This is a genomic window from Asaia astilbis JCM 15831 (assembly GCF_000613845.1).
Lineage (GTDB): Bacteria > Pseudomonadota > Alphaproteobacteria > Acetobacterales > Acetobacteraceae > Asaia > Asaia astilbis.
Window position 1 is genome coordinate 36,317 of sequence record NZ_BAJT01000013.1, and the last position, 20,667, is coordinate 56,983.

At 58.3% G+C, this 20,667-nt stretch carries 22 protein-coding genes, 1 tRNA gene and 2 pseudogenes; 11 read left to right on the forward strand and 14 right to left on the reverse strand.

The genetic code is table 11. From position 1 onward, the window contains the following. Positions 1-148: 148 nt before the first annotated feature. The gene (locus JCM15831_RS10610) at positions 149-1,534 is read right to left on the reverse strand and encodes an amidohydrolase family protein (protein WP_084490663.1); all 1,386 of its coding nucleotides are present in this window, start codon (positions 1,532-1,534) and stop codon (positions 149-151) included. A 245-nt stretch (positions 1,535-1,779) separates the two neighbouring features. On the opposite strand from JCM15831_RS10610, the pseudogene JCM15831_RS18340 reads away from it, so the two are divergent. Next, a pseudogene (locus JCM15831_RS18340) lies at positions 1,780-2,693 on the forward strand (class I fructose-bisphosphate aldolase). Positions 2,694-2,696: 3 nt separating this feature from the next. Here JCM15831_RS18340 and JCM15831_RS10620 read toward each other — a convergent pair. From JCM15831_RS10620 to JCM15831_RS22775, 3 genes are read right to left on the reverse strand one after another with little or no spacing between them, the layout of a single operon-like run. Beyond that, positions 2,697-3,473, reverse strand: coding sequence for an ABC transporter ATP-binding protein (locus tag JCM15831_RS10620; RefSeq protein ID WP_025824251.1), 777 nt, complete (start codon positions 3,471-3,473; stop codon positions 2,697-2,699). A gap of 5 nt (positions 3,474-3,478) precedes the next feature. After that, entirely contained in the window at positions 3,479-4,030 is a 552-nt protein-coding gene (locus JCM15831_RS18345) for an ABC transporter permease (RefSeq protein ID WP_051528457.1), read from the reverse strand. Next, positions 4,012-4,278 carry a hypothetical protein gene (locus tag JCM15831_RS22775; protein WP_051528458.1) on the reverse strand — a complete coding sequence of 89 codons (267 nt, stop codon included), beginning with the start codon at positions 4,276-4,278 and terminating at the stop codon, positions 4,012-4,014. Before JCM15831_RS22775 ends, JCM15831_RS18345 begins: the two co-directional genes overlap by 19 nt. A gap of 248 nt (positions 4,279-4,526) precedes the next feature. On the opposite strand from JCM15831_RS22775, the gene JCM15831_RS10630 reads away from it, so the two are divergent. From JCM15831_RS10630 to JCM15831_RS18350, 3 genes are read left to right on the forward strand one after another with little or no spacing between them, the layout of a single operon-like run. Beyond that, positions 4,527-5,870, forward strand: a complete 1,344-nt coding sequence (locus tag JCM15831_RS10630; RefSeq protein ID WP_051528462.1) for a transglycosylase SLT domain-containing protein — start codon at positions 4,527-4,529, stop codon at positions 5,868-5,870. A 23-nt stretch (positions 5,871-5,893) separates the two neighbouring features. After that, positions 5,894-6,463 carry a peroxiredoxin gene (locus JCM15831_RS10635; protein WP_025824253.1) on the forward strand — a complete coding sequence of 190 codons (570 nt, stop codon included), beginning with the start codon at positions 5,894-5,896 and terminating at the stop codon, positions 6,461-6,463. A 42-nt stretch (positions 6,464-6,505) separates the two neighbouring features. Continuing rightward, positions 6,506-7,033 carry a DUF1643 domain-containing protein gene (locus JCM15831_RS18350; RefSeq protein WP_084490654.1) on the forward strand — a complete coding sequence of 176 codons (528 nt, stop codon included), beginning with the start codon at positions 6,506-6,508 and terminating at the stop codon, positions 7,031-7,033. A gap of 100 nt (positions 7,034-7,133) precedes the next feature. Here JCM15831_RS18350 and JCM15831_RS10645 read toward each other — a convergent pair whose 3' ends face one another. The 10 genes and pseudogenes from JCM15831_RS10645 to JCM15831_RS10685 form a co-directional block, all read right to left on the reverse strand. After that, a complete protein-coding gene (locus tag JCM15831_RS10645) occupies positions 7,134-7,760 on the reverse strand; it encodes a POTRA domain-containing protein (protein WP_035774325.1) in 627 nt (208 codons plus the stop codon). 302 nt (positions 7,761-8,062) lie between these two features. Beyond that, positions 8,063-9,217 carry a peptide MFS transporter gene (locus tag JCM15831_RS18355; protein WP_306301840.1) on the reverse strand — a complete coding sequence of 385 codons (1,155 nt, stop codon included), beginning with the start codon at positions 9,215-9,217 and terminating at the stop codon, positions 8,063-8,065. Next, a complete protein-coding gene (locus tag JCM15831_RS22780; RefSeq protein ID WP_232228127.1) occupies positions 9,193-9,465 on the reverse strand; it encodes a hypothetical protein in 273 nt (90 codons plus the stop codon). The genes JCM15831_RS18355 and JCM15831_RS22780 overlap by 25 nt, the downstream gene beginning before the upstream one ends. Positions 9,466-9,531: 66 nt before the next feature. Beyond that, positions 9,532-9,678 (reverse strand): hypothetical protein, encoded by a 147-nt coding sequence (locus tag JCM15831_RS21545; protein WP_156938832.1) that lies wholly within the window; start codon positions 9,676-9,678, stop codon positions 9,532-9,534. A gap of 3 nt (positions 9,679-9,681) precedes the next feature. Continuing rightward, positions 9,682-10,604 (reverse strand): annotated as a pseudogene (locus JCM15831_RS18360) (DnaJ C-terminal domain-containing protein). A 74-nt stretch (positions 10,605-10,678) separates the two neighbouring features. Then, the gene (locus JCM15831_RS10665; protein WP_373277638.1) at positions 10,679-12,226 is read right to left on the reverse strand and encodes an efflux transporter outer membrane subunit; all 1,548 of its coding nucleotides are present in this window, start codon (positions 12,224-12,226) and stop codon (positions 10,679-10,681) included. Continuing rightward, positions 12,205-13,116, reverse strand: a complete 912-nt coding sequence (locus JCM15831_RS10670; RefSeq protein ID WP_025824256.1) for an efflux RND transporter periplasmic adaptor subunit — start codon at positions 13,114-13,116, stop codon at positions 12,205-12,207. The genes JCM15831_RS10665 and JCM15831_RS10670 overlap by 22 nt, the downstream gene beginning before the upstream one ends. A gap of 99 nt (positions 13,117-13,215) precedes the next feature. Continuing rightward, positions 13,216-13,410, reverse strand: coding sequence for a DUF1656 domain-containing protein (locus tag JCM15831_RS10675; protein WP_025824257.1), 195 nt, complete (start codon positions 13,408-13,410; stop codon positions 13,216-13,218). 267 nt (positions 13,411-13,677) lie between these two features. Further along, a complete protein-coding gene (locus JCM15831_RS18365) occupies positions 13,678-14,094 on the reverse strand; it encodes a hypothetical protein (RefSeq protein ID WP_232228128.1) in 417 nt (138 codons plus the stop codon). A 147-nt stretch (positions 14,095-14,241) separates the two neighbouring features. Continuing rightward, positions 14,242-14,520: a hypothetical protein gene (locus JCM15831_RS10685; protein WP_025824258.1), complete on the reverse strand. Its 279-nt coding sequence runs from the start codon at positions 14,518-14,520 to the stop codon at positions 14,242-14,244. Positions 14,521-14,594: 74 nt separating this feature from the next. On the opposite strand from JCM15831_RS10685, the gene JCM15831_RS10690 reads away from it, so the two are divergent. The 7 genes from JCM15831_RS10690 to JCM15831_RS10720 all read left to right on the forward strand — a co-directional run bounded on the left by JCM15831_RS10690 (position 14,595) and on the right by JCM15831_RS10720 (position 20,242). Next, positions 14,595-15,704: an ABC transporter ATP-binding protein gene (locus tag JCM15831_RS10690; protein ID WP_025824259.1), complete on the forward strand. Its 1,110-nt coding sequence runs from the start codon at positions 14,595-14,597 to the stop codon at positions 15,702-15,704. 100 nt (positions 15,705-15,804) lie between these two features. Then, on the forward strand, positions 15,805-16,785 hold the full coding sequence (locus JCM15831_RS10695; RefSeq protein WP_232228129.1) for an extracellular solute-binding protein: 981 nt from the start codon (positions 15,805-15,807) through the stop codon (positions 16,783-16,785). A 32-nt stretch (positions 16,786-16,817) separates the two neighbouring features. After that, the gene (locus tag JCM15831_RS20330; RefSeq protein WP_156938833.1) at positions 16,818-17,195 is read left to right on the forward strand and encodes a hypothetical protein; all 378 of its coding nucleotides are present in this window, start codon (positions 16,818-16,820) and stop codon (positions 17,193-17,195) included. Beyond that, positions 17,188-17,691: a YcgN family cysteine cluster protein gene (locus JCM15831_RS10705; protein ID WP_025824262.1), complete on the forward strand. Its 504-nt coding sequence runs from the start codon at positions 17,188-17,190 to the stop codon at positions 17,689-17,691. Before JCM15831_RS20330 ends, JCM15831_RS10705 begins: the two co-directional genes overlap by 8 nt. Beyond that, positions 17,688-18,359: a M48 family metallopeptidase gene (locus tag JCM15831_RS10710; RefSeq protein ID WP_025824263.1), complete on the forward strand. Its 672-nt coding sequence runs from the start codon at positions 17,688-17,690 to the stop codon at positions 18,357-18,359. Before JCM15831_RS10705 ends, JCM15831_RS10710 begins: the two co-directional genes overlap by 4 nt. A gap of 66 nt (positions 18,360-18,425) precedes the next feature. Further along, a tRNA-Leu gene (locus tag JCM15831_RS10715) sits at positions 18,426-18,511 on the forward strand. A gap of 87 nt (positions 18,512-18,598) precedes the next feature. After that, the gene (locus tag JCM15831_RS10720) at positions 18,599-20,242 is read left to right on the forward strand and encodes a DUF6538 domain-containing protein (protein ID WP_025824264.1); all 1,644 of its coding nucleotides are present in this window, start codon (positions 18,599-18,601) and stop codon (positions 20,240-20,242) included. Positions 20,243-20,667: the final 425 nt, after the last annotated feature.

Below are 20,667 nucleotides of genomic sequence, written 5' to 3' on the forward strand. Positions count from 1 at the left end.
TTGTCGCCTGCATGGGGGGCACCGTTAGGTCCTTCAACCGCATAACCGCCCGTGCCATCACCATAACCCGCCTGAGGAACGGCCTGAGCCAGAGCCATAGACGGCAACATGAAAACAGTCGCGCTCAAAATCTTCCCGAGGTGACGGTTCATAACGTCTTTCCTTTTGCGACGAGGCCGTCAGAGACAGGCGTTCCGCGCTGCCAGACCTGAGAAATCAGGTCGATATCAGATATGGTCCGATCCGGCGCGCCGTCAATGATCAGGAAGTCTGCGCGTTTGCCAACGGCGAGAACACCACGATCATCCAGCCCAAGAAGAGATGCCGCTTTTTGCGTGGCAAGGTTGATCGCCTGAAGCGGCGTCAAGCCTGCCTGTACCAGAAGAATCAATTCCCGATGTTCGGCGAAGCCCGGCAGACGCAGAGGGGTCGCCCCTGAATCGGTTCCAAAGCCTATCTTCACGCCTCCACGGTAAAGGGCGAGCACATTACGCTGGTTCATCGCCAAAGCCGCACGCGCGGCCTCGGTCGTCGGCTTGGCCAGCGTCGCCTTGCGCCACGCCTCCTGAGCGATCAGTTCCTTCAAACCAGACGGCATGGCGCCGCTTGCCGTTGTCTGGTCGAGCGTCTCGGGATGCTCTGCAAAATAATAGGTCGACTCATCAAGCGAGAGCGTTGGAATATACCACGCCCCACTGGTCTTGAGCTGCGCGATGAGCGCGTCATCAACTGGTTTATCCCGTACACCATGCGCCAGGATATCGGCCCCATGCGCCAGGGCCTGATGTGCAAGGTCCAGATCATGGATATGCACTGCAACACGCAGATGGCGTTTATGAGCCTCAGCAATCGCAGCCTGCCAGACGGATGCACCAAGAAGCGGCAAAGGCGGATTGGCGGGGTTGGTCGTATGAAGGTCATCCAGCCAGATCTTGACGAAATCAGTCCCCTCATCGGCCATGCGATCGACGGCTCGACGGGCCTCGATCGGAGTCCTGGGACGAGAAATCTGATCGTGCCCCATCTTGTCGATCATCGCCTCGGGCGGCATGCCGCCAGGAGCTCCAATCCCCTGATCCACACCGTAGAGATCGGCTCCCGGATTGAGGCCCTGATGCTGCTCCCTACGCAGTTGATCGAAGAGCGGCGATTTGTTGAGGCCGAGCGCCGTGACTGTCAGAACGCCATAACGCCGATATTGATCGAGCGCCGCAAGGATCGTTGCCCGTGTGTAGTTGCGCGAGGCCGTGGTCATCCCATCGACAAGCCCAACATGACTGTGATCGCTGACCAGAGCGGGCATGACCGTCTTGCCCGCAAGGTCGATCGTTTTCACACCTAAGGCAGGAGGTTTCGCTCCGATTGAGACAATTTGCCCATGATCGATCACCAAAGTCGTATCAGAGGTGGCTGCCTTGCCTGTGCCATCGATCAAACGCGCATGTGTCAACGCGACCGGGTCGGCATTCGCTGCGAACGGCAACAGACAGGTTCCCGCCACGAGGCAGGTCAGCAGGTTGAAAACTTTCATCAAGGCTCCTGTGTTGCTTCCGCAATCCTGGCGCGGCAGACGGCGCGTCACCGAAGTGGTCAGAGTAAACGCGAGAAGCTTCAGTGAGATCCGAAGCATCGAAATCCGATGTCGCATCTGTGAAGGGGCGTCCGTCACCCAATAAGAAACGCAGTAGAGGAACAGTAGTTAGAACGCGGTATCGCTTTCTCGTTGCGCTGGATGTCCGGCGATGTCTGCGCGAGCGGGAATGAAGACAGGAGTGTAGAATGTCATTAACGCCTCAGGTCAAAGCCATCCTCGCCAATTATGAGTCAGATAACCCAGGCACCAAAGCCAATCTGGTCCGTCTGATGAACACGGGTGTCCTGGCGGGGACCGGGAAGCTGGTCATCCTGCCAGTCGATCAGGGCTTCGAGCATGGTCCGCGCGCTCTTTTGCTGCCAACCCTCCCGCCTATGATCCCCATTATCATTTCTCGCTGGCGATCGAAGCCGGACTCAACGCGTTTGCCGCGCCGGTCGGGCTGCTTGAAGCGGGAGCGTCAACCTTCGCCGGGCAAGTCCCGCTCATTCTGAAATGTAACAGCTCGAATTCCCTTGCTACCGAGAAAAATCAGGCTGTCACCGGTACCGTGGCAGACGCCCTGCGCCTTGGCTGCTCGGCAATCGGGTTCACGATCTACCCTGGCAGCGAATACTGCTTCGATCAGATGAACGAGCTGCGCGAACTGGCTCAGGAGGCCAAGGCGGCGGGTCTTGTCGTGATTGTCTGGAGCTATCCGCGCGGCCCGATGCTCGACAAGGCGGGCGAAACCGCTGTCGATATCTGCGCCTACGCGGCTCATATGGCAGCAGAATGCGGTGCCCACATCATCAAGGTGAAACCGCCAACCGATGTTCTGTCATTGCCGGCAGCCAAGGCCGTCTATCAGGAGCAGAAGATCGATGTCTCATCGATGGAGGCGCGCATCCGCCACGTCGTGCAATCCACCTTTGCAGGACGCCGCATCGTGATTTTCTCTGGCGGTGAACATGCTTCCACCGAGGCGTTGCTCGATACGATCAAGGGCATTCACGCCGGTGGCGGCTTTGGCTCCATCATCGGCCGCAACACATTCCAGCGTCCGCGAGAAGAAGCCTTGGCTCTGCTCGCGTCGATTACGGGAATTTTCAAAGGCTGAATATCAAACCTTATTAAACGCCTCGTAAGCGTTGATCACGGTCTCGGTCGGGCCGTCCATGCGGACGCGCCCGCCCTCCATCCAGATGATACGCGTGCACCACTTTCTGAGGATGGGGAGCGAATGCGATGTGATGACCAGAATACGCACATGCTCGATCAGGCGAGTGAGACGCTGATGGGCCTTCTCCTGAAAATGAGAGTCTCCTGCCATGAACCATTCGTCCATAAGCAAAATCTCAGGACGGGGAGCTGTTGCAAGCCCGAAGCCCAGACGCACTGCCATGCCCGAAGAATAAAGCCTGACAGGAAGATCGAGAAAAGCGCCCAATTCGGCAAAAGCTTCGACGTCAGCCTCGAGCGCAGAAGTCGCCTTTCCATCGAGCCCTATATAGCGGGCATAAAGCCTGATATTTTCGCGCCCCGTCAATTCAATATTCATCCCCGCCTGAGGACTGAGCAAAGCGTGTAAATCACCTTCGATATGAAGCACGCCCAATGACGATTCATAAATCCCGGCGAGCGCTCTCAGGAGCGTCGACTTCCCTGCTCCATTATGCCCGATCAGCCCGACACGTTCGCCAGTATTGATCGACAGTGTGAGGTTACTAAGCGCCAGAACGACAGTCGTATCGGACTGACTGACGATGCTCCCCCCTACGCTTTGTCCCTCCCCTATCCTGCTTCGAACACCTTTGAGAAGGCTCTTTTTGAACGATCGCGCGCTGCCATGAAACATTGGATAGATGAGGGAAAAATCGAGCAATCGTATCGAGGGCATGACGGTCAAACCCAAAAAGCCAGACGCGCACGCGTTCTAGTGAAAACAAGAAACGCGGTCGTGCACCAAACAATGCTCAATCCGGTCGCAACCACGACACTCGACAGGGAGGGAAGGATCCCCAGAACAGGGCCTCGCACGAGTTCCATCAGGTCGTAAAACGGATTCAAGATCAGATAATGCATCTGGTGGGGTTTGAGCTGAGACGGTTTCCAGATGATCGGCGTCACATAAAAAGCAATCTGGAGGAAAGCGGCGATAATCGGGGCAATATCTCGAAACCGCGCGCAGAGGGCACCAAGCAACAGACACGCAGCAAAACCGTCGATCAACCACAAAACAAGACCGGGCAAGGCGGCAAGGCTGATCAAGCCGGGAAAAACTCCATAAATCACGAAAACACTGATCGGCACGACGATGCTATGAGCGAAAACAATCGCGTTACGCACCAGCAGACGAAGAGCCTGAAGTGAGAATGGAAGCTTGATGGCATGAATCGCGGCCTCTGCCTCAATGAAGCAGGTGCAGGACTCCTGAATCAGGCTCGCGAGGCCCACCTGCCATAGCGCGAGAGAAAGCGAGAGGAAGGCAGATATTCACGCAGGTTCATGTGAAAGAGACGAGCGTAGATCACTCCCATCGAGGCGACCATGATCGCGGCCGAGATGGTCATCCACAGAGGTCCAAGAACCGAGCCGCGATAGCGTAACCTGATGTCGGTCCATCCAAGGGTCGCAGCAAGGCGCCAGGAACGAAGCCCGGATGCTAGATCTTCCCATGCGCGGGCGTGACTACTCTGGCTCATGTCCCTCCAGGGGAATTACAGGTTCTTGATCTCGAGGCATGCCGATCTTCGGGCCCTAGCCGATCAAACCTGATTTCGCAACTATCTGGGGCCCATTAGGCCTGACATCCCCAAACAAGATGGAAAGCGTCGCCTGGTTTATCGGCTGGCAATTTAAATCTATCTTTCTCGTCTTTAGCTCCGTAGTTTCGCCTTATTCCTACCGCATCATGCGGATCACGCTCGGTTTGCATCAGGTGAATCATATCATGACCCGTTCCCGCCATTCGAACTCCAAGGTCGGACGCAAAGAAGCCGATCGGTTCCTTTGCTCGGGGCTGCGTTCATCACGCTTCTTTATGCTCACCGGTGCAACCGCCCTGCTGGCCGCCTGTGCCACTGGCCCGCAACGTCCGCAAATTCCTGTTGCGCAGGAAGCTGCAGATTATCGCGAACATGCCAAATCCTACTATGCCCCGCCTGGCCCACCGGAAGATCCCTGGGGCCCTTATATCGAGGAAGCCTCCCGACGCTTTGACGTGCCCGGCACCTGGATACGTTCCGTCATGATGCAGGAATCAGGCGGACGGCTCTATGATCGCAATGGGCAGTTCACCACCTCGGCTCCGGGCGCCATGGGGCTGATGCAGCTCATGCCGCCGACCTATGATGATTTGCGCTCGCAATACAATCTGGGCGACGACGCCTATGACCCGCATGACAACATCATGGCGGGCACGGCCTATATCCGTCAGATGTACGACCTTTACGGTTCACCCGGGTTTCTCGCAGCCTATAATGACGGGCCCGGCAGCCTTGATTCCTATCTGCGTCGCGGCCGCGCTCTACCGCGGGAAACCCGCCGCTATGTCGCTCATGTTGGCCCGCAGATTGCCGGTATCTGGCCCCATAACCGCTCAGCAGCCGATCTGATGGTTTCGCAGCATGATCCTTCTGCCGCCACCATGGTTGCCCAGAATGATGGTGAAACGGCTTCGGTCCGTGCAGCGTGGCGCCAGCAGGCTCAGGCAGCGACCTATCGCGCCGACCAGCAGGACATGCAGGTGGCCGAAGCCCCTGCAGTCGGACGCAGCTCGGTCAGCGCTGCCTGGGCGGCACGGGGCGTCGGCGGAGCAACATCCTCGCGCACTGCGCCTGTTCAGCTGGCAAGCCTGAACAGGCCTGACAACTCAGGGTCGTCCTCTGACAACGTCTCGCAGGCCTGGGCTGGCCGTGCCCCCGTCCAGCCCATTCCGGTAGGGCGCAATTTATCGGCAGAGCCGGTCCTTGCGGTTATGACGCCACGCCCGGCTTCTCGTAACGCCCCGCGTCTGACAGCGCCGTCCAAAACGACAGCAACGGGAGGCTGGGCCATTCAGGTCGGTGCCTATAACTCGGCTGTTCAGGCCACACGCGCTGTTGCACAGGCCCAGAACCACGCCGGAACTTCAGTTTCCGGCGCGCGTAGTCAGGTTTCCACGGTGCCGTCCGGTCGGGCGCATCTCTATCGGGCGCGCCTCGTCAATCTTTCTCATGACAACGCCGTGGCAGCATGCCGGAAGATGGGCCGCGACACACCTTGTGTGGTCGTCTCTCCGGGATCCTCGTTCTGACCCTTATACTGCGCGGAGCCCGCATGTCCCGTCGAGTTACTCTCACCTCCCTATCGGCCCTGTTCGGCCTGTCTCTCGCTCTGTCAGCACCGGCAGCAAACGCCGCATTGCCTCAGGGAAGCGAGGCTCCGAACTTCACGCTGCCGTCCACCCAGAACGGCAGGGTCAAGCCGTATATCCTGCGTGATGCCCTCTCCAAAGGTCCGGTCGTTCTCTATTTCTATCCGGCCGCCTTCACCAAAGGCTGCACGGCGGAAGCCAACGGCTTCGCTGATGCCATGCCAAGATTCACGGCTCTCGGCGCGACCGTCATCGGCGTGTCCATGGACGGGATAGACAAGCTCGACGATTTCTCCGTCAGTCAGATCCGCGGGTTGTTCCCGCTCGCCTCTGATACTGACGGCAAGGTCGCCCGCCTCTACGATGCTAAAATGCCGATGCTGGATATCGCTCAGCGGGTCACCTATGTCATCGCACCGAGCCGCCGGATCATCGCGACGATCAGCTCGGAAACACCTGCCAACCATATCGAGAAGGCACTGGCAGCGTTGCAGGCTTTCAAATCCGTCACCGCCGAAAATCAAAAGAAGTAAAGGTCACGGCGCACGCATCGGATGAGTGCGCCTAAAGAGGTTATGAATCAGGAAACTTCGCCTCATCACGTAGGGTCTTCAAAGGCCCTGCGTCTGCAGGATGACGTTGTCAGCACTGCCCTCTATGGCGGTCCGCAGGAATGCTACCGCTATCGTCTCCATCGCATTTGGGACGACACACTTCCCACACTCATGTGGCTGATGATGAACCCTTCTGTCGCGACGGAATATGGCGACGACAGGACGGTGGCAAAGTGCCAGCGCTATGCGCGCGCATGGGGCTATGGCGCCATGTTCGTAGGCAACAGCTTTGGCTATCGGTGCACGGACCAGAAGCGTCTGCTGGAAGTCCCGGATCCCGTCGGACCGGATAATGACGCAGCTCTGCTCGATATGGCTCAAAAGGCCGACAAGGTCATTTTGGCCTATGGCTCTCCGACCCATCCCTCGCTTCGCTTGCGTGGCAATGAGGTCGCCCTCTCCCTGCACCGTGCAGGGATAGAATTGTCCGTCATGCGGCTGAGCAAAGGCGGCAGGCCTGAGCATCCGCTTTATCTGCCTCCGCTCTGACCCCGAGCCTGCTCGACAACACATTTTTTGTCGGGCTGGAGACGGGATAACAGGGAAAGCGTGATAGCGCCCGCCGTAACGCAGGCGCTATCTACAGCGCTTACTTCTCAGTGATCTGATAGGTCAGGACCACGTGGTTATCGTGATTTGGCTGCGTTGCGACCGGCTGAATCTGCACGCCGAGATCGTGCTTCTGATAGATCTTCTGAATGGCAACAGTGTCAGCTGAAGCGGCTTCCGCCGTGACAGTCGCGCCAGGACGCAGGGCCGTCGCAGCTTCGAGCTCAGCCGTCGGCACCTTCTTGTTGCCGACAAATTCGACCTTGTCGAGCACGAAGGGGGCGGGGGCCGGTGCTGCGCTCGGGGCTTGTTCCTCGATCACGAGATAGAACTGCACCGTATTCTTCACGAAGCGTTCTTTTTCGCTGAATTTGGCGCCGAGATTCTTGGCCTTGTAAAGATCGGCCACCTTCTGCACGCCAGCATCGAGCTGATCGCGGGTCACTGTATCACCCACATGATAAGGAAGAGCGGCAAGGATATCCGCCGTAGCAACAGCCTTGTTGCCTTCAACCTTCAGAATTTTGAGCGTGAGCGGCGCGTTGGCCGCCGGAGCGCTGGCCGCCATCGCCGGAGCGATAACCCCGGATGCGGGCAGGCAAGGCAGAGCAGCCGTTCCGGCGATCAGGGCCAGACCGGCAAAAGCGTAACGTGAGCTTGGCTTCATGATATCGTCCTTCTGAACAGGCTCGTTCTGAGCGCCGGGATGATAGGCAGGTTCATGCCCTCTTGGCAAAACATGCAATTCCCCGTCCTGCACGGTCGACCATCAGCTACTCTACCAGTCCCGCGAGGCTCCTCGTTTTGGTCAAGGATCCTCCAAAGGACGAACCTGTTAAGCCTCAACAGTCAGTCCCGGGCCGGGACAGGAAAAGAACTAGTGTTCGCGAGGCGCGCCCATCGCCTGCACATGCTCCCGGTCCCAGCGCTTGGCCAGCGGCAGCAGGCAAGCCAGCACGCCGGTGAGGATCAATCCTGCAATAAACAGATCGCGGAAGAGCGGCACGTAAAGGCTGCTGCTGCGGCCCCTGTTGTCGGCTCCCCTGTCGCCGCCGCAAAGTTCGCAACGAGGCTGCCAGCGTACATTGCAATCCCCCAGAGAAGGTAGAGCGAGCCCATCATGAAGCCACTGCTTTCCGCCGCCGTGTACCGCGCGATGATTGCAAGCCCGAGCGCCATGGTCAGAAGCTCGGCAATCGAGATCAGTCCATAACCGAGGACCATCACCCATGCCGAAACCAGGTTCTGGGCATGAGAGGCTGCGATCCACCAGATAAGGAAACCAATTGTCACAAGACCGAAGCCCAGAACCATCTTATGCGCGAGAGACAGGTCACGTCCCTGAGCCGCAAGACGGTTGTAAAGCGCGGCAAGAACCGGGCTGGCCAGCATGATCCAGATCGGATTGAGCGCCTGAAACTGGCCCGCACTGATGTGAACCAGCGTCACACCCCCAATGCGCAAATCACCATCGACCGCACGCAAGGCAAAGAGCGTCAGAGACGTCATCATCTGTTGGTAGAAAATGAGATAGGCCATGCTTTCGAGACAAAGCAGAAACGTCAGTCGTAGGCCCGGACGGGCCTGCGCGCTGGATCGCAGATAGAGGCGTCCCCAGAGAAACGCGATGGCAAGGCTCGCACACCATACGCAAAGCCGGGCAACGCTGGGACTGGCGATGATACCGGTCAGAACAAGCACCGTCAGGGCAAAACCGCCCAGCACGATCAGGAAGGGACGGAGCCGGAAAGGCCCTTGATCCAGCGCGGATCCCGCATGATGAATCCAGCGTTGACGCCAGAAATAATAGAGCAGTCCCACGACCAGCCCACCGGAACAGGTCAGAAACGCGCTGGCCGGTCCGTAGCTGTCCTGCAGCAACGGCGTCACGAGCATCGATACCGTCGAACCGACATTGACCGACATGTAGTAGATCGTGAACGCCGCATCGAGAGCAGCGTCATCCCCCTCATAAATTCGCCGTACCAGATTGGCCGCATTGGGCTTGAAAAGCCCGTTACCCGCGGAGATCAGCGCCATGGCGAAGAAGAGCAGGGTCCGGTGCTGATCGGCCAGAGCCAACGCCCCATAGCCAAAGATCAACGCAAAGGCTCCCATGAGCATGGTGCGGCGGGGACCCAGAATACGGTCGCCCGCATATCCACCAGAACGGGGGTGATATAGGTCAGACCGACAAAGGCCGCGATCATGACATTGGCCGCCACATCGCTCAGACCGAGACGCTGCACCAGATAGAGCGTGAGAACGGCCTGCATGCCATAATAGCCGAAGCGTTCCCACAGCTCGATGGCAAACACGACAGAAAAGGCCTGTCGTCGTGTCGGCAGCTCGGAAAGGGAGGGTGAACTCATGAAGGGGATTCCGGGCAAAGAAAGAATTGTTGCCCGGAGATATCACACTCCACGTTGATGGAAAGGCTAAAGTCCCGACCAGATACCCGAGATTTTCATCCCGCTGTAACAAAGCACCAGCAGCAGCGCGACGGAAAGAACCGCGACCACAGCCCCCATCACCTCACGCGTAAAGAACAGCCTCCAGTCGAAAAAGCTGGTCCGCTTCGCCATGGATCAGGCCTTTTCGCCTTCATGCGCCCGCTGTTTGGCGAGGAAGTTCTCGAGCGCAGGATCGACCTTCCCGATCTTTACCTGAAGCGTAATGTAGAGATTTCCGGCCTTGTGAGATCCGTGTTCAGCAACCCCGCGCCCGGTCAGGCGCAAGACTGCCCCCGTATCGGAATGAGGAGGCACTGTCATCGTGACCTGACCCTTGGGGGTCGGAACCATGATCTTGCCGCCCAGAATTGCCGTTTTCAGATCGACCGGAGCGCTGGCTCTGAGATCGCGGCCCTCACGGGTATAGACGGTGCTGGCTTCAACCGAGATCGTAATCAGCGCATCCCCTGCAGGAGCCTTATCCCCTACCCCGGGGCTGCCTTTTCCGCTCAGACGCAGGGTCTGGCCATCTTCGATCCCGGCAGGGATTCTGACCTCGACCGTCCCTGCCTCAGGGAGTGTAACGCGGCTGATCGTTCCGAGAACAGAATCCTCGAACGAGATATTCAGCGTGTAGGAACGATCTCCCCCCGACGGCTACCGCGACGCCCCCCAAAGGGACCACCCCCGAAATTTCCTCCGGCATTGCCAGCACCGAACATGTCGGAGAAGAAAGCGCCCAGATCTTCCTGATTGAACTGACCGCCCCCGCCACCGGGAAAACCCTGACCGCCTCTGAAGCCACCGCCCTGTCCGAACGGGCCCCGCTCATTGCCCTCGGCATCGATCTCACCACGATCGAAACGGGCGCGTTTTTCCTTGTCGCCGAGGATCGCGTAAGCCGCGCCTACTGCCTTGAAGGCTTCCTCTGCTTTTTTGTTGTTCGGATTGTGGTCGGGATGATGCTCTTTGGCGAGTTTGCGATAGGCGGTCCGGATGTCCTTATCCGTCGCGCCGCGCGTCAGGCCGAGCGCTGTATAAGGGTCTTTCACGCCCATATCTCCATGCTGATCATAAATACTACAGAATTCATGAGTTATATATGGTTCCGAGCGTAGACGTTGCAAGAATGCTAGCGTGAGAAGGTTTTCGCAAGAATACTCTGCTTGGCAGCATCGATTGGCAAGGCCGTATCACGGAGCGCCATGCCCTGCCAGCCTGCTCCCATCGCCGTATACAGGGCCACTGTGTCATGCAGTCGCGCGGTCTTAGCGGCAGCTTCGCGATCCTGCGCGCCCAGCAAAGTCCGTTGGGTTGTCAGAACGTTGATGTAGTCGGTCAGCCCCGCCGCATAGAGGCGTCGGGCTCGCTCGGCTGCAAGCCCACTATCGACCGACGCCTGATGAAGCTGGCTGACATAATGGTCGTTATGCAGCCAGGATGTCATCGCATCCTCAACCTCACGAAACGCATTCAGAACCGTTTTGCGATAGGTGAGACGGCTAGCTTCTGCGCGCGCTCTCGCTTCGACAACCTGCGAGGTAAAACGGCCACCATGCATGACCGGCAGGCTTGCCAGCATCATGAAGGACCAGCTCATCGCATTGACCTGAAAGGCCTGATACATCGCCGAGGCATTGGGGTTGAACGTGAGCGGGATCGAGAATTTCGGATAAAGCTGGGCTACGGCAACCCCGATCCGCGCAGTTGCCTCGGCATAACCCCGCTCTGCCGCACGGATGTCAGGGCGATTGGCCACAACGATAGACGGCAGAGTTGCGGGGAAACGCGGCGTCACCGGCAGCGACGCGGTTCCGTTCGGCAAGGCCTCCAGTTCGGCCTTGAGATCGCCGGGCATGTCGCCGAGCAGAACACTGACACCATGGCTCAAAGTATCGATCTGGGCCTTGAGAGGCTCTAGCGAGGCTAGTTCACTATCGAGCTCGCTCTGGGCCTGAGCAATCTGCAGCGTATTGCCGATCCCCTCCAGGTAGAGACGATTGGCCAGGTCAATCGCATTTCGGGCATTTTTGACATTCGCCTGCGCGATCGAGAGGCGAAGCTGTGCCCCACGCAGGGATATATAGGCGCGTACCAGATCGGAGAGCAGCGTCATGAGCGTGGCTCGCCGATCTTCGATACTGACATCGATAGCGCGCTCGCTGGCCTCGACCTCGCGGCGAATGCGCCCGAACGCATCGATTTCCCAGCTCGCCTGCGCACCATAGGTCAGCACGGACGCTTCAGGTCGGTTCTGAGGGCTTCCAGGGCGGATCGGCCAGTTATCGATATTGATCGAATACCGGCTCGATCCTCCCCCTGCATTGACATCGAGCTGAGGATACCAAGCAGAGGCCGCTTCTTCGCGCATTGCGCGCCCGGCAATAATGCGCTGATCGGCGATGAGAAGATCAAAATTACCCTTGATCGCCTGAGCGACCAGCCTGTTGAGCAGCGGATCTTCGTATTGCCCCCACCACTCCTTCATTTCTGCTTCGGTACGGGCGATTTCCTCGGGCGTTGCCGCGTGGTCGGCCTCGACAAAGCCATCCGGTAATTTCATGCGGTCGGGACGATAGGCAGGTCCTACCGTGCATCCGGCCAGAAGGGACGCAGCCAGAGCGAAAGCCGCGATCCTGCGGGGAGGAGTGACCATCATCAGAGGTGGTTCTGCAGCCATGTGGTCAAGCGCCCCCTCTGCCCACGAGCAGGGGTCCCGACCGTTACCGTGCACGTCATGCCTGCCGCGAGAATCACTTCAGGCGGAACGCGATCCAGATGGATCCTCACAGGGATACGCTGCGCCAGGCGCACCCAGGTAAAAATCGGATTGACGTCCTGCAGTCCCAGCTTGTCGGGCGACCCGTTCTGATCGTTGATGCCTCGCGCAATCGATACGACATGGGCGGGGATGACTTCGCGGTATCCCATGAATTTCACACGTGCCACATCGCCGACATGCACGCCCCACATCTTGGTCTCTTCGAAATAGGCGTTGATCCAGAAGCTGTCTGCATCGATCACTGCCATGCGGGACTGGCCCTCATGAGCGTAGTCGCCCACCCGAAGATTGAGGTTGGTCACGTAGCCATCGACCGGGGAATAAACGGTTGATCGTTGCAGGTTCAGACGTGCGACATCCAGAGTGGCGCGCGCGGCATTCACCGCGTCCTCCTGGGTCTCGACATTCGAATTATAGATTTCCTGCTCTTCAGCTGAGACAATCCCGTTCAGCCCCATGCGACGCTTGGCATCATTGCGCCGCAGCTTGAGATCTTCCTCGGCACCGGCCAGATGGGCCTCAGCCTGCTTGATGGCGAGACGAAACCTGACTGGGTCGATGACGAAAAGAGGGTCGCCCCGATGAACGAAATCATTGTCATGTACAGGGACACTGACGACCGTTCCGGAGACCTCGGGAGCCGCATCGACGACATAGGCGCGCACACGACCGTCACGCGTCCATGGCGCGATCATGTAGGTTTCCCACAGCGTGTAGCCCAGAAGCAGCGTGACCCCGAGCACCGCGAAAGTGAGAAAAACTCGGATCAGCGTACGGGCGAGCAGCACGAAACATATTCCTTGTCAAAGAACGGGGGGAAGAGTGCCTGAAGGAAGCAGGAGCCGGAAATCGTCACCACGCTCCGGATCCAGGAAGCAACATGAGCTTCAGACATACAGCACCAGCAGGCAAAGGACGCAGACATAGAGCGCGACTTCAAAAAGTGCGATGTGCCAGAACCACTCGATGGCACCTGTGCGCCAAAGCAGGAAACGGATCAGGAGCGTAACGGGAATGGCGGCGAGCGAATAAATGGCGATCGGAGAGATGAAAACGCCAAAAAGATCAAACTCTGCGAGCATCAGCCTCCCTCTTCCTTCCCGTGACGATCTCTCAGGATCGGAAGGATGAGAGCAAAAGCTGGCAGAGGCAAAGAGAAAATTCTCCGCCGCAATGCCAGGATGCAGACATCAGATGAGGTAACCCGACCGACCCCGGAAGAACCCCATGCCCAAAACATGGGGTAACTCAGGCCTTGGTCATAGGGTAAACGTCACACTCCTGCCAGAAGCAAAGCCGGAAATTTGCATCAGAATCCGGCAGGAGAGGTCACAAGCTGGTTAGGCTTGTCACCGGCGAGCGAAAATATTGCGTAAGGCGCCGAAGAGCTGCTTGCCTGTAAAACGTCCCATCGGCCCGACCAGAATGCCGACGAGCGTCGATAGAGCGAGCGTCTGCCTGAACTCTGCCATCTTCCGGTCCCGACGCAGGCGCGCTTCAAATTCGACCGGGTCGGCAATGTTACGCGTGCCCAGCAGCGTGAAGATGATGACAAACAGCATGTCGACACCCAGCACCGAGCATGCCGCCGCGAACGCCGAAAAATGCAGAACGCTGTAGCAAAAGCCCAGAGCACAGCGTGAAAAGAGATCAGCGCAAAGAGACCGAAGATTGCCGCGATGACGAAATAGGCGACGCGACGACCGACGCGCATTGCCACTCGCTGAAAGACCTCGCCTGAGCCTTGAGGGCTTCTTGCCCGACATCGATGACCTTCATGGAAATTCGCTCGCCTTTACCGTGTGATCGTCTCGGAGGCGAACCAGCCCGGAAAGCCCGAAGCAAGCCTGGCCATCTTCCAGCCCCCGAGAAAGGTTGCAGTCAACGGCCGCCCTGCTTCGAGACGGTGCGGCCTATTTGGAGACACGGCCTGCAATAAAGCCAACGACCGCAGAAATCAAAACTGCTGCAATCGGCCGAGCCCGCACGCGTGCCTCCGCATTGTGCAACTGAACATCGGTGATCTCGCGCGCATTGGCAACAGCCTGATCCGCACGGCCTGCCACGTCCAGAAGAGCCGGGTTGATACGGTCCTTGAGGAGCTGCTCAAGCTGCGCCTTCAGACCGTCGATCTGCTCCTGTGCCGACTTGGCTGCGAGATCCACTGATTGCTTGACGTCTGATTTGCTCATGTCACAACTCCTTAAACGGCGATAACCGCATCTATTGGTTTCGCACCCAACGCATTGAGCAGAGACGAGGTTTCATGACGGCAACATCACGTGACCGCAAATCCATCCTCTCTCTTGAAGCCTTGAGTCTGACCAAGGGGGCGCCACCGTTCTCTCTCAAGGTGCAGGAAGGCGAGGCTTTGTGCCTACTGGCGGAAGATTCCGTGTCGCTCAGCCATCTATGCGACATGCTCGCTGGTTTCGAGAAACCGGCTCAGGGCTGCATCCTTCTGAATGATCACGAAATCATGAGCCTTCGGCCAGAAGACCGTCCGATCGGGCTCGTTTCGGCCCGCGACCCCGTTTTCGGCCATCTGGACGTGGCGGCCAATATCGCACTGCCTCTGCGCGCACGAGGCGCGTCTCTTGAGACCATCCATGCGACAATCAGCAAAATCCTGGCACTGGTTGGTCTCGATGCCGTCATCGCGCTACGGGCCGATCAGCTGAATCCTGAGCAGAATTTACGCCTCCGCCTCGCCCGGGTTCTGGCCTACGCCCCCTCTATCGTTTTGCTTGACGGCATTCTTCTTGGGCTCGACCTCCGTGCTGCCAGCAAAACCCGCCAGCTGATCACGAAGCTGCATCGCGCTTTGGGCCTGACTCTGATTTACGTCGCCCAGAGCCGCGAAGACGCGCTCTGGCTCGGCGGTCGCATCGCGCTTTTCGACCGACAGACCCTGATCCAGTGCGCAGACGCCAGCACACTCCTCGAGCGGCCGGGAGACGCACGAAGCGCCAGTCTTTTCGGTGAGGCCAATCTGCTCACAGGTCGGGTTCTGGAGATCGAGGACGACATCGCCCGCATCCACCTCGCCTGTGGTGGTGTCGTCGAAGCGCTGGCAGATGCCGATCTAAATGAGGATTCGCTCTGCACGCTCTGTATCAGACCAGATCGTATGACGCCTCTTTTCGGGGCCTCCGCAACCGGCGACGATGAGCCCGCAGCATTGCGTGCAACCATCCAGTCTGTGCTGCACACAGGTGAGCATATCCGCCTTAGACTGCGCCTAGCCGATGGGACCGAGATCGAAATGCGTCGTCCGCTTCTACAATCCATGCGCACGATATCGCAGGGAACATCGCTACAACTTGCATGGCAGGCCAGTCAGGCTGTGGCCTTTCCCATGCAAGACGATCTATAAGAGACGGTCTACTATCATTTCCTATCGGGAAGGGTCTTTCCTGCGCGCGTCTCGCCCCTCTTCAAGACTTGGCCTTGACCGCCACACCACGCGACGTGGCGTGGTGTGTACGCTGCTGCTGACGCTTTGCCTTCCCCTTCCCGCTTCGGCGATGACGCACCACGTCCATCATGTATCGCACCACACCAAACCTAAAAAAGCAGCACATGCTGCTGTGCAGCCTCCCGTATTGGCTGTCGTTTCCGGCAGCATCGACGCGCACTCCCTTCTGATGCCGGACCAGCCCTATCCACTGCGGGAGTGGGATGGCAGCATCAACGCATTACGGAACGCGGCCGTTGCTCGGACGGCGCCCTGGCTGGCCGTCATGGTGGACGATACGACGCTTTATGCAGCTTGCCGGGACGGGCTGGTGCAATCGCTACCAGCTCCGAATGACCCGCAGAGACAGAATTTCTCTCCGTGCGGTATTCAGGCTGGTGAAGAGAGCCTCGTCCTCGCCTGGGATCGTGGCCGGTTGGGCGACAGCGCCCCGAACTGGGCCGATTTCTGGGATATTGCCCGGCATCCAGGCAAGCGCGCCTTGCGCCTGGATCCGCGCGGGACGCTTGAGATCGCCCTTATGGCCGACGGGGTGGGACCCGGTGATGTCTACGCGGTGCTGTCGTCACCTTCTGGAGTGGATCGGGCTTTCCGCAAACTGGATCAGCTGAGACCCTATCTGATCTGGTGGCGTAATCCTGAGGAAGCCACCCGCATCATGAATAGCGGCGCTGTGCTGATGCTCTCCACACCTTTCGATCGCCTTGCCAAGCTGGGGCCGCGTGTTTCCTTTTCCGCCCAGTGGCACCAGTCGCTGCGGCAGAAGCTCTCCTGGGCGATCCCTCGAAACGTTTCACCCGAACAGACCGCGACCATCATCAAGATGCTGCGTGATCAGACACCGCTCCACGACGATACGCAGGACGCCCCTCAGGATGGCCACGATCTGCATACGCTCTCGAGAAGCGACCGTTTCTGGTCGATGAATTTTGACGCGCTCCAGAAGCGCTTCCAGTCCTGGCTTACATCGACACAATGATCCTCGCCTTATTCCTCCTGATTGCAGGAGCCTTGATCAGCCTCGGGATCTTTATCGCCCTGAAATCGACTCTATACCACTCCCTGCCCCGTTTCCTGCTGGGAAGCGCTTCGGGGGGGCTGATTGGGGCATTATGGCTGTGTTCTGTCCCGACCTGGATCGGTGAGAAAGGGACGGCCTTTACTGCCGGGCTACTCATCGCACCCTTTTGCATCCTTCCTGTCGTACAACGTCTCTCTGGACAAGAAGAAGGCCTCACACGCGCGGCATCCGGACTCGGTGCGGGAAGAGCGACCAGAATCCGCTATCTGTGGGTCCCTCTGCTGCGACTGCCCATCGCACTGGCCAGCCTGAGTTTTGCATTTTGCGTCGCCGTTTGCCTGCTTCTTCTAAGGCATGCCCATGTCTGACAATGAGCGGCCATTCTGGCAGACAACGCCTCTTTCCGAGATGAGCACAGAGCAATGGGAATCCCTCTGCGATGGCTGCGGCAAATGTTGCCTGCACAAGCTCCGTGATGAAGAGACAGACGCCATCTATTTCACCAATGTCGCCTGCCGCCTTCTCGATCTGACGTCGTGCCAATGCTCAGGCTACGAAACCCGTTTCCGCAAGGTGCCGGATTGCGTTTCTCTCACGCCTGACATCCTGACCGACATCGATTGGCTCCCCCCAAGCTGTGCCTATATCCTGATCAGGGACGGTCAGGATCTACCGGAATGGCACCCGCTACGCTCCGGCTCTGCTGAGTCGGTGCACGAAGCGGGCATCTCGGGCCGTGGGCGTATCTTGAGTGAACGTGAGGCAGGTTTGTTTGAAGACCATCTGGTCGACTGGCCTGCCGAAATCCCGGCTGGGGTCGCGCGGAAGCGCAAGAAACGACAAAATCACAAACGCGGCCGGTGAGCGCTCCAGACGACGCACTTCCCTGGCCCGTGTTCTGGCGCCGCTCGACACGTGCCCGACGGGTGTCGCTCAGGATCGACCCGATCGAGAGACGCGTAATCGTCACCTGTCCACCCTCAATCGCACTCAAACGCGCGAAAGCCTTTCTGGCGCAGCACCGCTCCTGGATCGACGAAAAACTGGCCGCTTTGCCCGACGCGCTCAGCCTCGCCCCGGGGTCGAACCTCGTTCTCAACGATCAAAGTCTGGTCCTGAGCCACGCCCCTGAGCAGCGCCGCCCTGCATCTCTTGACGGTGATCGCCTCATCATCGGCGGCCCTATCGAGCGTTTCGAGGCGCGTGCAGTTTGTTTTCTAAGACAGATAGCAGGCATGACATTGCCTGAGCAGCTTCGCCGCCATGCGGCGTCTATGGCGTGCACGCCGAGTAGCATTGTCTGTAGCGCTGCAAGAACACGTTGGGGCAGCTGCACCCGAACGGGCAAAATCATGCTCAACTGGCGACTGGTTCTGATGCCAGCAACCGTGCGTGACTACGTCATCATCCATGAATTGGCGCATCTCATCCATTTCGACCATAGTCAGGCCTTCTGGCAGCATGTCGAGCGTTTCCACCCAGAGCGCCGCGAAGCCCAAAACTGGCTGAGGCACCATGCACGCGGCTCTTGAGTCTCGGGTAACGAGCAGAGGGATTTCCTCGCCTCGCACCTCGTGCTAGAGGCAACGCCGTGCTGTGCGAACTTGGCGGAATGGTAGACGCACGAGACTTAAAATCTCGAGTCCGTAAGGGCGTATGGGTTCGAGTCCCATAGTTCGCACCACTATCTCATTGAAATTGATGGGTTTTTTGGCTCTCAACGCGTCAAACCGGGGTTTTTCCGGATTTCTTCCCAGAATGGGAAATTTTGATGCTGCGTCTGATAGGGTCCCGCTACCATTTTCGCAGGGCCGTGCCGAAGGATATCCGGCCTCTTCTGAGGCGGTCCGAGATCTCCCTTTCGCTTGATACTTCAGCTAAACTCGAGGCTCGCAGACGGGCGGCACAGCTATATGACCGGACCGGACAGTTCTTCGACAAGGTGCGCGCCATGAGTGACTCGAAAGCCCGACCGCCCACACCGGACGAGATCATCACTTTTTATGAGAGCTTCGTTCGCGATACCGAGTCTGCCCATGCCATCGAAATGCGCCTGCTCGAACTCAAGCATGAGAGGGAAATGACAGAGGTTCAGGTACGCTTCCTCGAGTTCAACAACCTTGTGACGCGTTTTCTCTCCATCATCGGCCCCTATCTTGCCAAGGATACCGAGCGGCTCGAAACGATGCGGAAAATCGTGAAGAAGGATCTACCTGAAGCGCGTGCGGAGGCCGCTAATCTGGCCGCTCAGGTCGATCTCCTGAAAAGCATCGTTGTCGACATTGGAACCGCCACGAAGAGCGAACCTATCGCCCCAGTGCAGCTGACTGCTGAACCAGACCCACGCGGACAAACCATACCAAAGAAAAAGCTGGCAAGCTCCGGCTCCCGCGCAAAGCTTCTGACGGTCAGCATGGCTGCGGAGCGTTTTATTTACCGGGATACCAATCGCTCAGAGGATACGAAACGTGGCACGCGCAAAGCGCTTAACCTGTTCATCGATGCCTTTGGCGACATGGAGGTTGAACGGATTACCGGCGAGACCGCTGGCGAGTTCCGTGATCTCCTCTTCCGTCTTCCTGCCACCCACGGCAAGGAGCGCAATGGTCGCTCGATCCGTGACGAGGTCGCGCGCGCTGAAACTGAGAAGCTCGAGACCATCAGCGCCAAGACGGTCAAGAACCACTTCTCTCGTCTCTCTGCTCTTTGGGCGCTCCTGTTGCAGCGTGATCTGGTGTCACGCAATGTCTGGGCAGGCTGGGACTACCATGTCACGAAGAAGGTCGAACGACGCTGCTTCAGCGACGCTGAGCTGGCGCAGCTCAATGCGACACCATGGGCGAGCCGCCTGCCCTCTGCACGCACGGCAGCCGCAATCATCAATATTGCTGCCTATACAAATATGAGGCTGGGTGAGATCTGCAACCTGCGATGCGCCGATATCGAAATGATCGAGGGTGTCGCCTGCTTCCAGGTCCGCCCGCACAGCGAGAGCGGATGGTCCCCGAAGACACAGGCAGGCACACGCATCGTACCAATCCACCCTGAGCTGATTGCAAAGGGTATCCTGTCTTTCATGAAGCCCGATCAGGTCTGGCTGTTCCCGGATCTGGTCGTCACAAAAACCGGCGACCGCTCGGCGAGCTTCTCTCAGGCCTTCGCGCGCCTCCGCAGCAGAGCCGGACTTCCCAGGGAAGTCTGTTTTCACAGCTTCCGGCACACAGTCTCGACCAAGCTGCGCAACGCCGGGCATGAACTGCGCGAGATCTGGATTGACCGCCTCCTGGGGCATGAAGCGACGCATCGCAGCCAGGGGACCATGAACTATACCTCCGCGATTGACGTCCCCAACCTCAAGCGTGTTGTCGAAGCGATCGGTTACGAGACGCTTGATCTAGCAATATCCGAAACGTAATCGGAGATCGGACTCAATATTGTAGGTCGTCCGATTTCCTTTCTTCTCGGACATACACCATTCCGTCCCCCGAATTTGTCAGTCCGCAATCACCATGCACTGATGCCATTTTCACCCGTATGAACAAATTCTCCACCCGGCTACATACGAGCAGCCCTCCCGGAAAAAGTGTCATGAAAGAAGGCACCCGATTCTCATCCCCCATACTGAAACCCCAACACCCTGAACCCCGACGAATACGGTCCGCACTGCCTTCGCCGGACGAAAGTTGCCATGATCTATAAACGCACCGGCAACCGGCGTGCGGTGGGGCTTCTGCTGGGTCATACCGAGCTGGCCAGAACGGTAAGATATCTGGGTGGCGAGGTTGAGGAAGCTATGGCCCTCTCAAAGCCGACGGACCTACGAGGTCTACTGCGCTTGTC

Bases quoted from the DNA above. Each gene is read 5' to 3' on its own strand.
- JCM15831_RS10720 (WP_025824264.1), top strand. From the start codon at position 18,599: ATGCTGCGTCTGATAGGGTCCCGCTACCATTTTCGCAGGGCCGTGCCG.
- JCM15831_RS10635 (WP_025824253.1), top strand. From the start codon at position 5,894: ATGTCCCGTCGAGTTACTCTCACCTCCCTATCGGCCCTGTTCGGCCTG.
- JCM15831_RS21545 (WP_156938832.1), bottom strand. From the start codon at position 9,678: ATGGCGAAGCGGACCAGCTTTTTCGACTGGAGGCTGTTCTTTACGCGT.
- JCM15831_RS18365 (WP_232228128.1), bottom strand. From the start codon at position 14,094: ATGTCGGGCAAGAAGCCCTCAAGGCTCAGGCGAGGTCTTTCAGCGAGT.
- JCM15831_RS18355 (WP_306301840.1), bottom strand. From the start codon at position 9,217: ATGCTCATGGGAGCCTTTGCGTTGATCTTTGGCTATGGGGCGTTGGCT.
- JCM15831_RS22775 (WP_051528458.1), bottom strand. From the start codon at position 4,278: ATGAGCCAGAGTAGTCACGCCCGCGCATGGGAAGATCTAGCATCCGGG.
- JCM15831_RS10690 (WP_025824259.1), top strand. From the start codon at position 14,595: ATGACGGCAACATCACGTGACCGCAAATCCATCCTCTCTCTTGAAGCC.
- JCM15831_RS10630 (WP_051528462.1), top strand. From the start codon at position 4,527: ATGACCCGTTCCCGCCATTCGAACTCCAAGGTCGGACGCAAAGAAGCC.
- JCM15831_RS10645 (WP_035774325.1), bottom strand. From the start codon at position 7,760: ATGAAGCCAAGCTCACGTTACGCTTTTGCCGGTCTGGCCCTGATCGCC.
- JCM15831_RS22780 (WP_232228127.1), bottom strand. From the start codon at position 9,465: ATGAGTTCACCCTCCCTTTCCGAGCTGCCGACACGACGACAGGCCTTT.
- JCM15831_RS10685 (WP_025824258.1), bottom strand. From the start codon at position 14,520: ATGAGCAAATCAGACGTCAAGCAATCAGTGGATCTCGCAGCCAAGTCG.
- JCM15831_RS10665 (WP_373277638.1), bottom strand. From the start codon at position 12,226: ATGGCTGCAGAACCACCTCTGATGATGGTCACTCCTCCCCGCAGGATC.
- JCM15831_RS10705 (WP_025824262.1), top strand. From the start codon at position 17,188: ATGTCTGACAATGAGCGGCCATTCTGGCAGACAACGCCTCTTTCCGAG.
- JCM15831_RS18350 (WP_084490654.1), top strand. From the start codon at position 6,506: ATGAATCAGGAAACTTCGCCTCATCACGTAGGGTCTTCAAAGGCCCTG.
- JCM15831_RS10620 (WP_025824251.1), bottom strand. From the start codon at position 3,473: ATGCCCTCGATACGATTGCTCGATTTTTCCCTCATCTATCCAATGTTT.
- JCM15831_RS10675 (WP_025824257.1), bottom strand. From the start codon at position 13,410: ATGCTCGCAGAGTTTGATCTTTTTGGCGTTTTCATCTCTCCGATCGCC.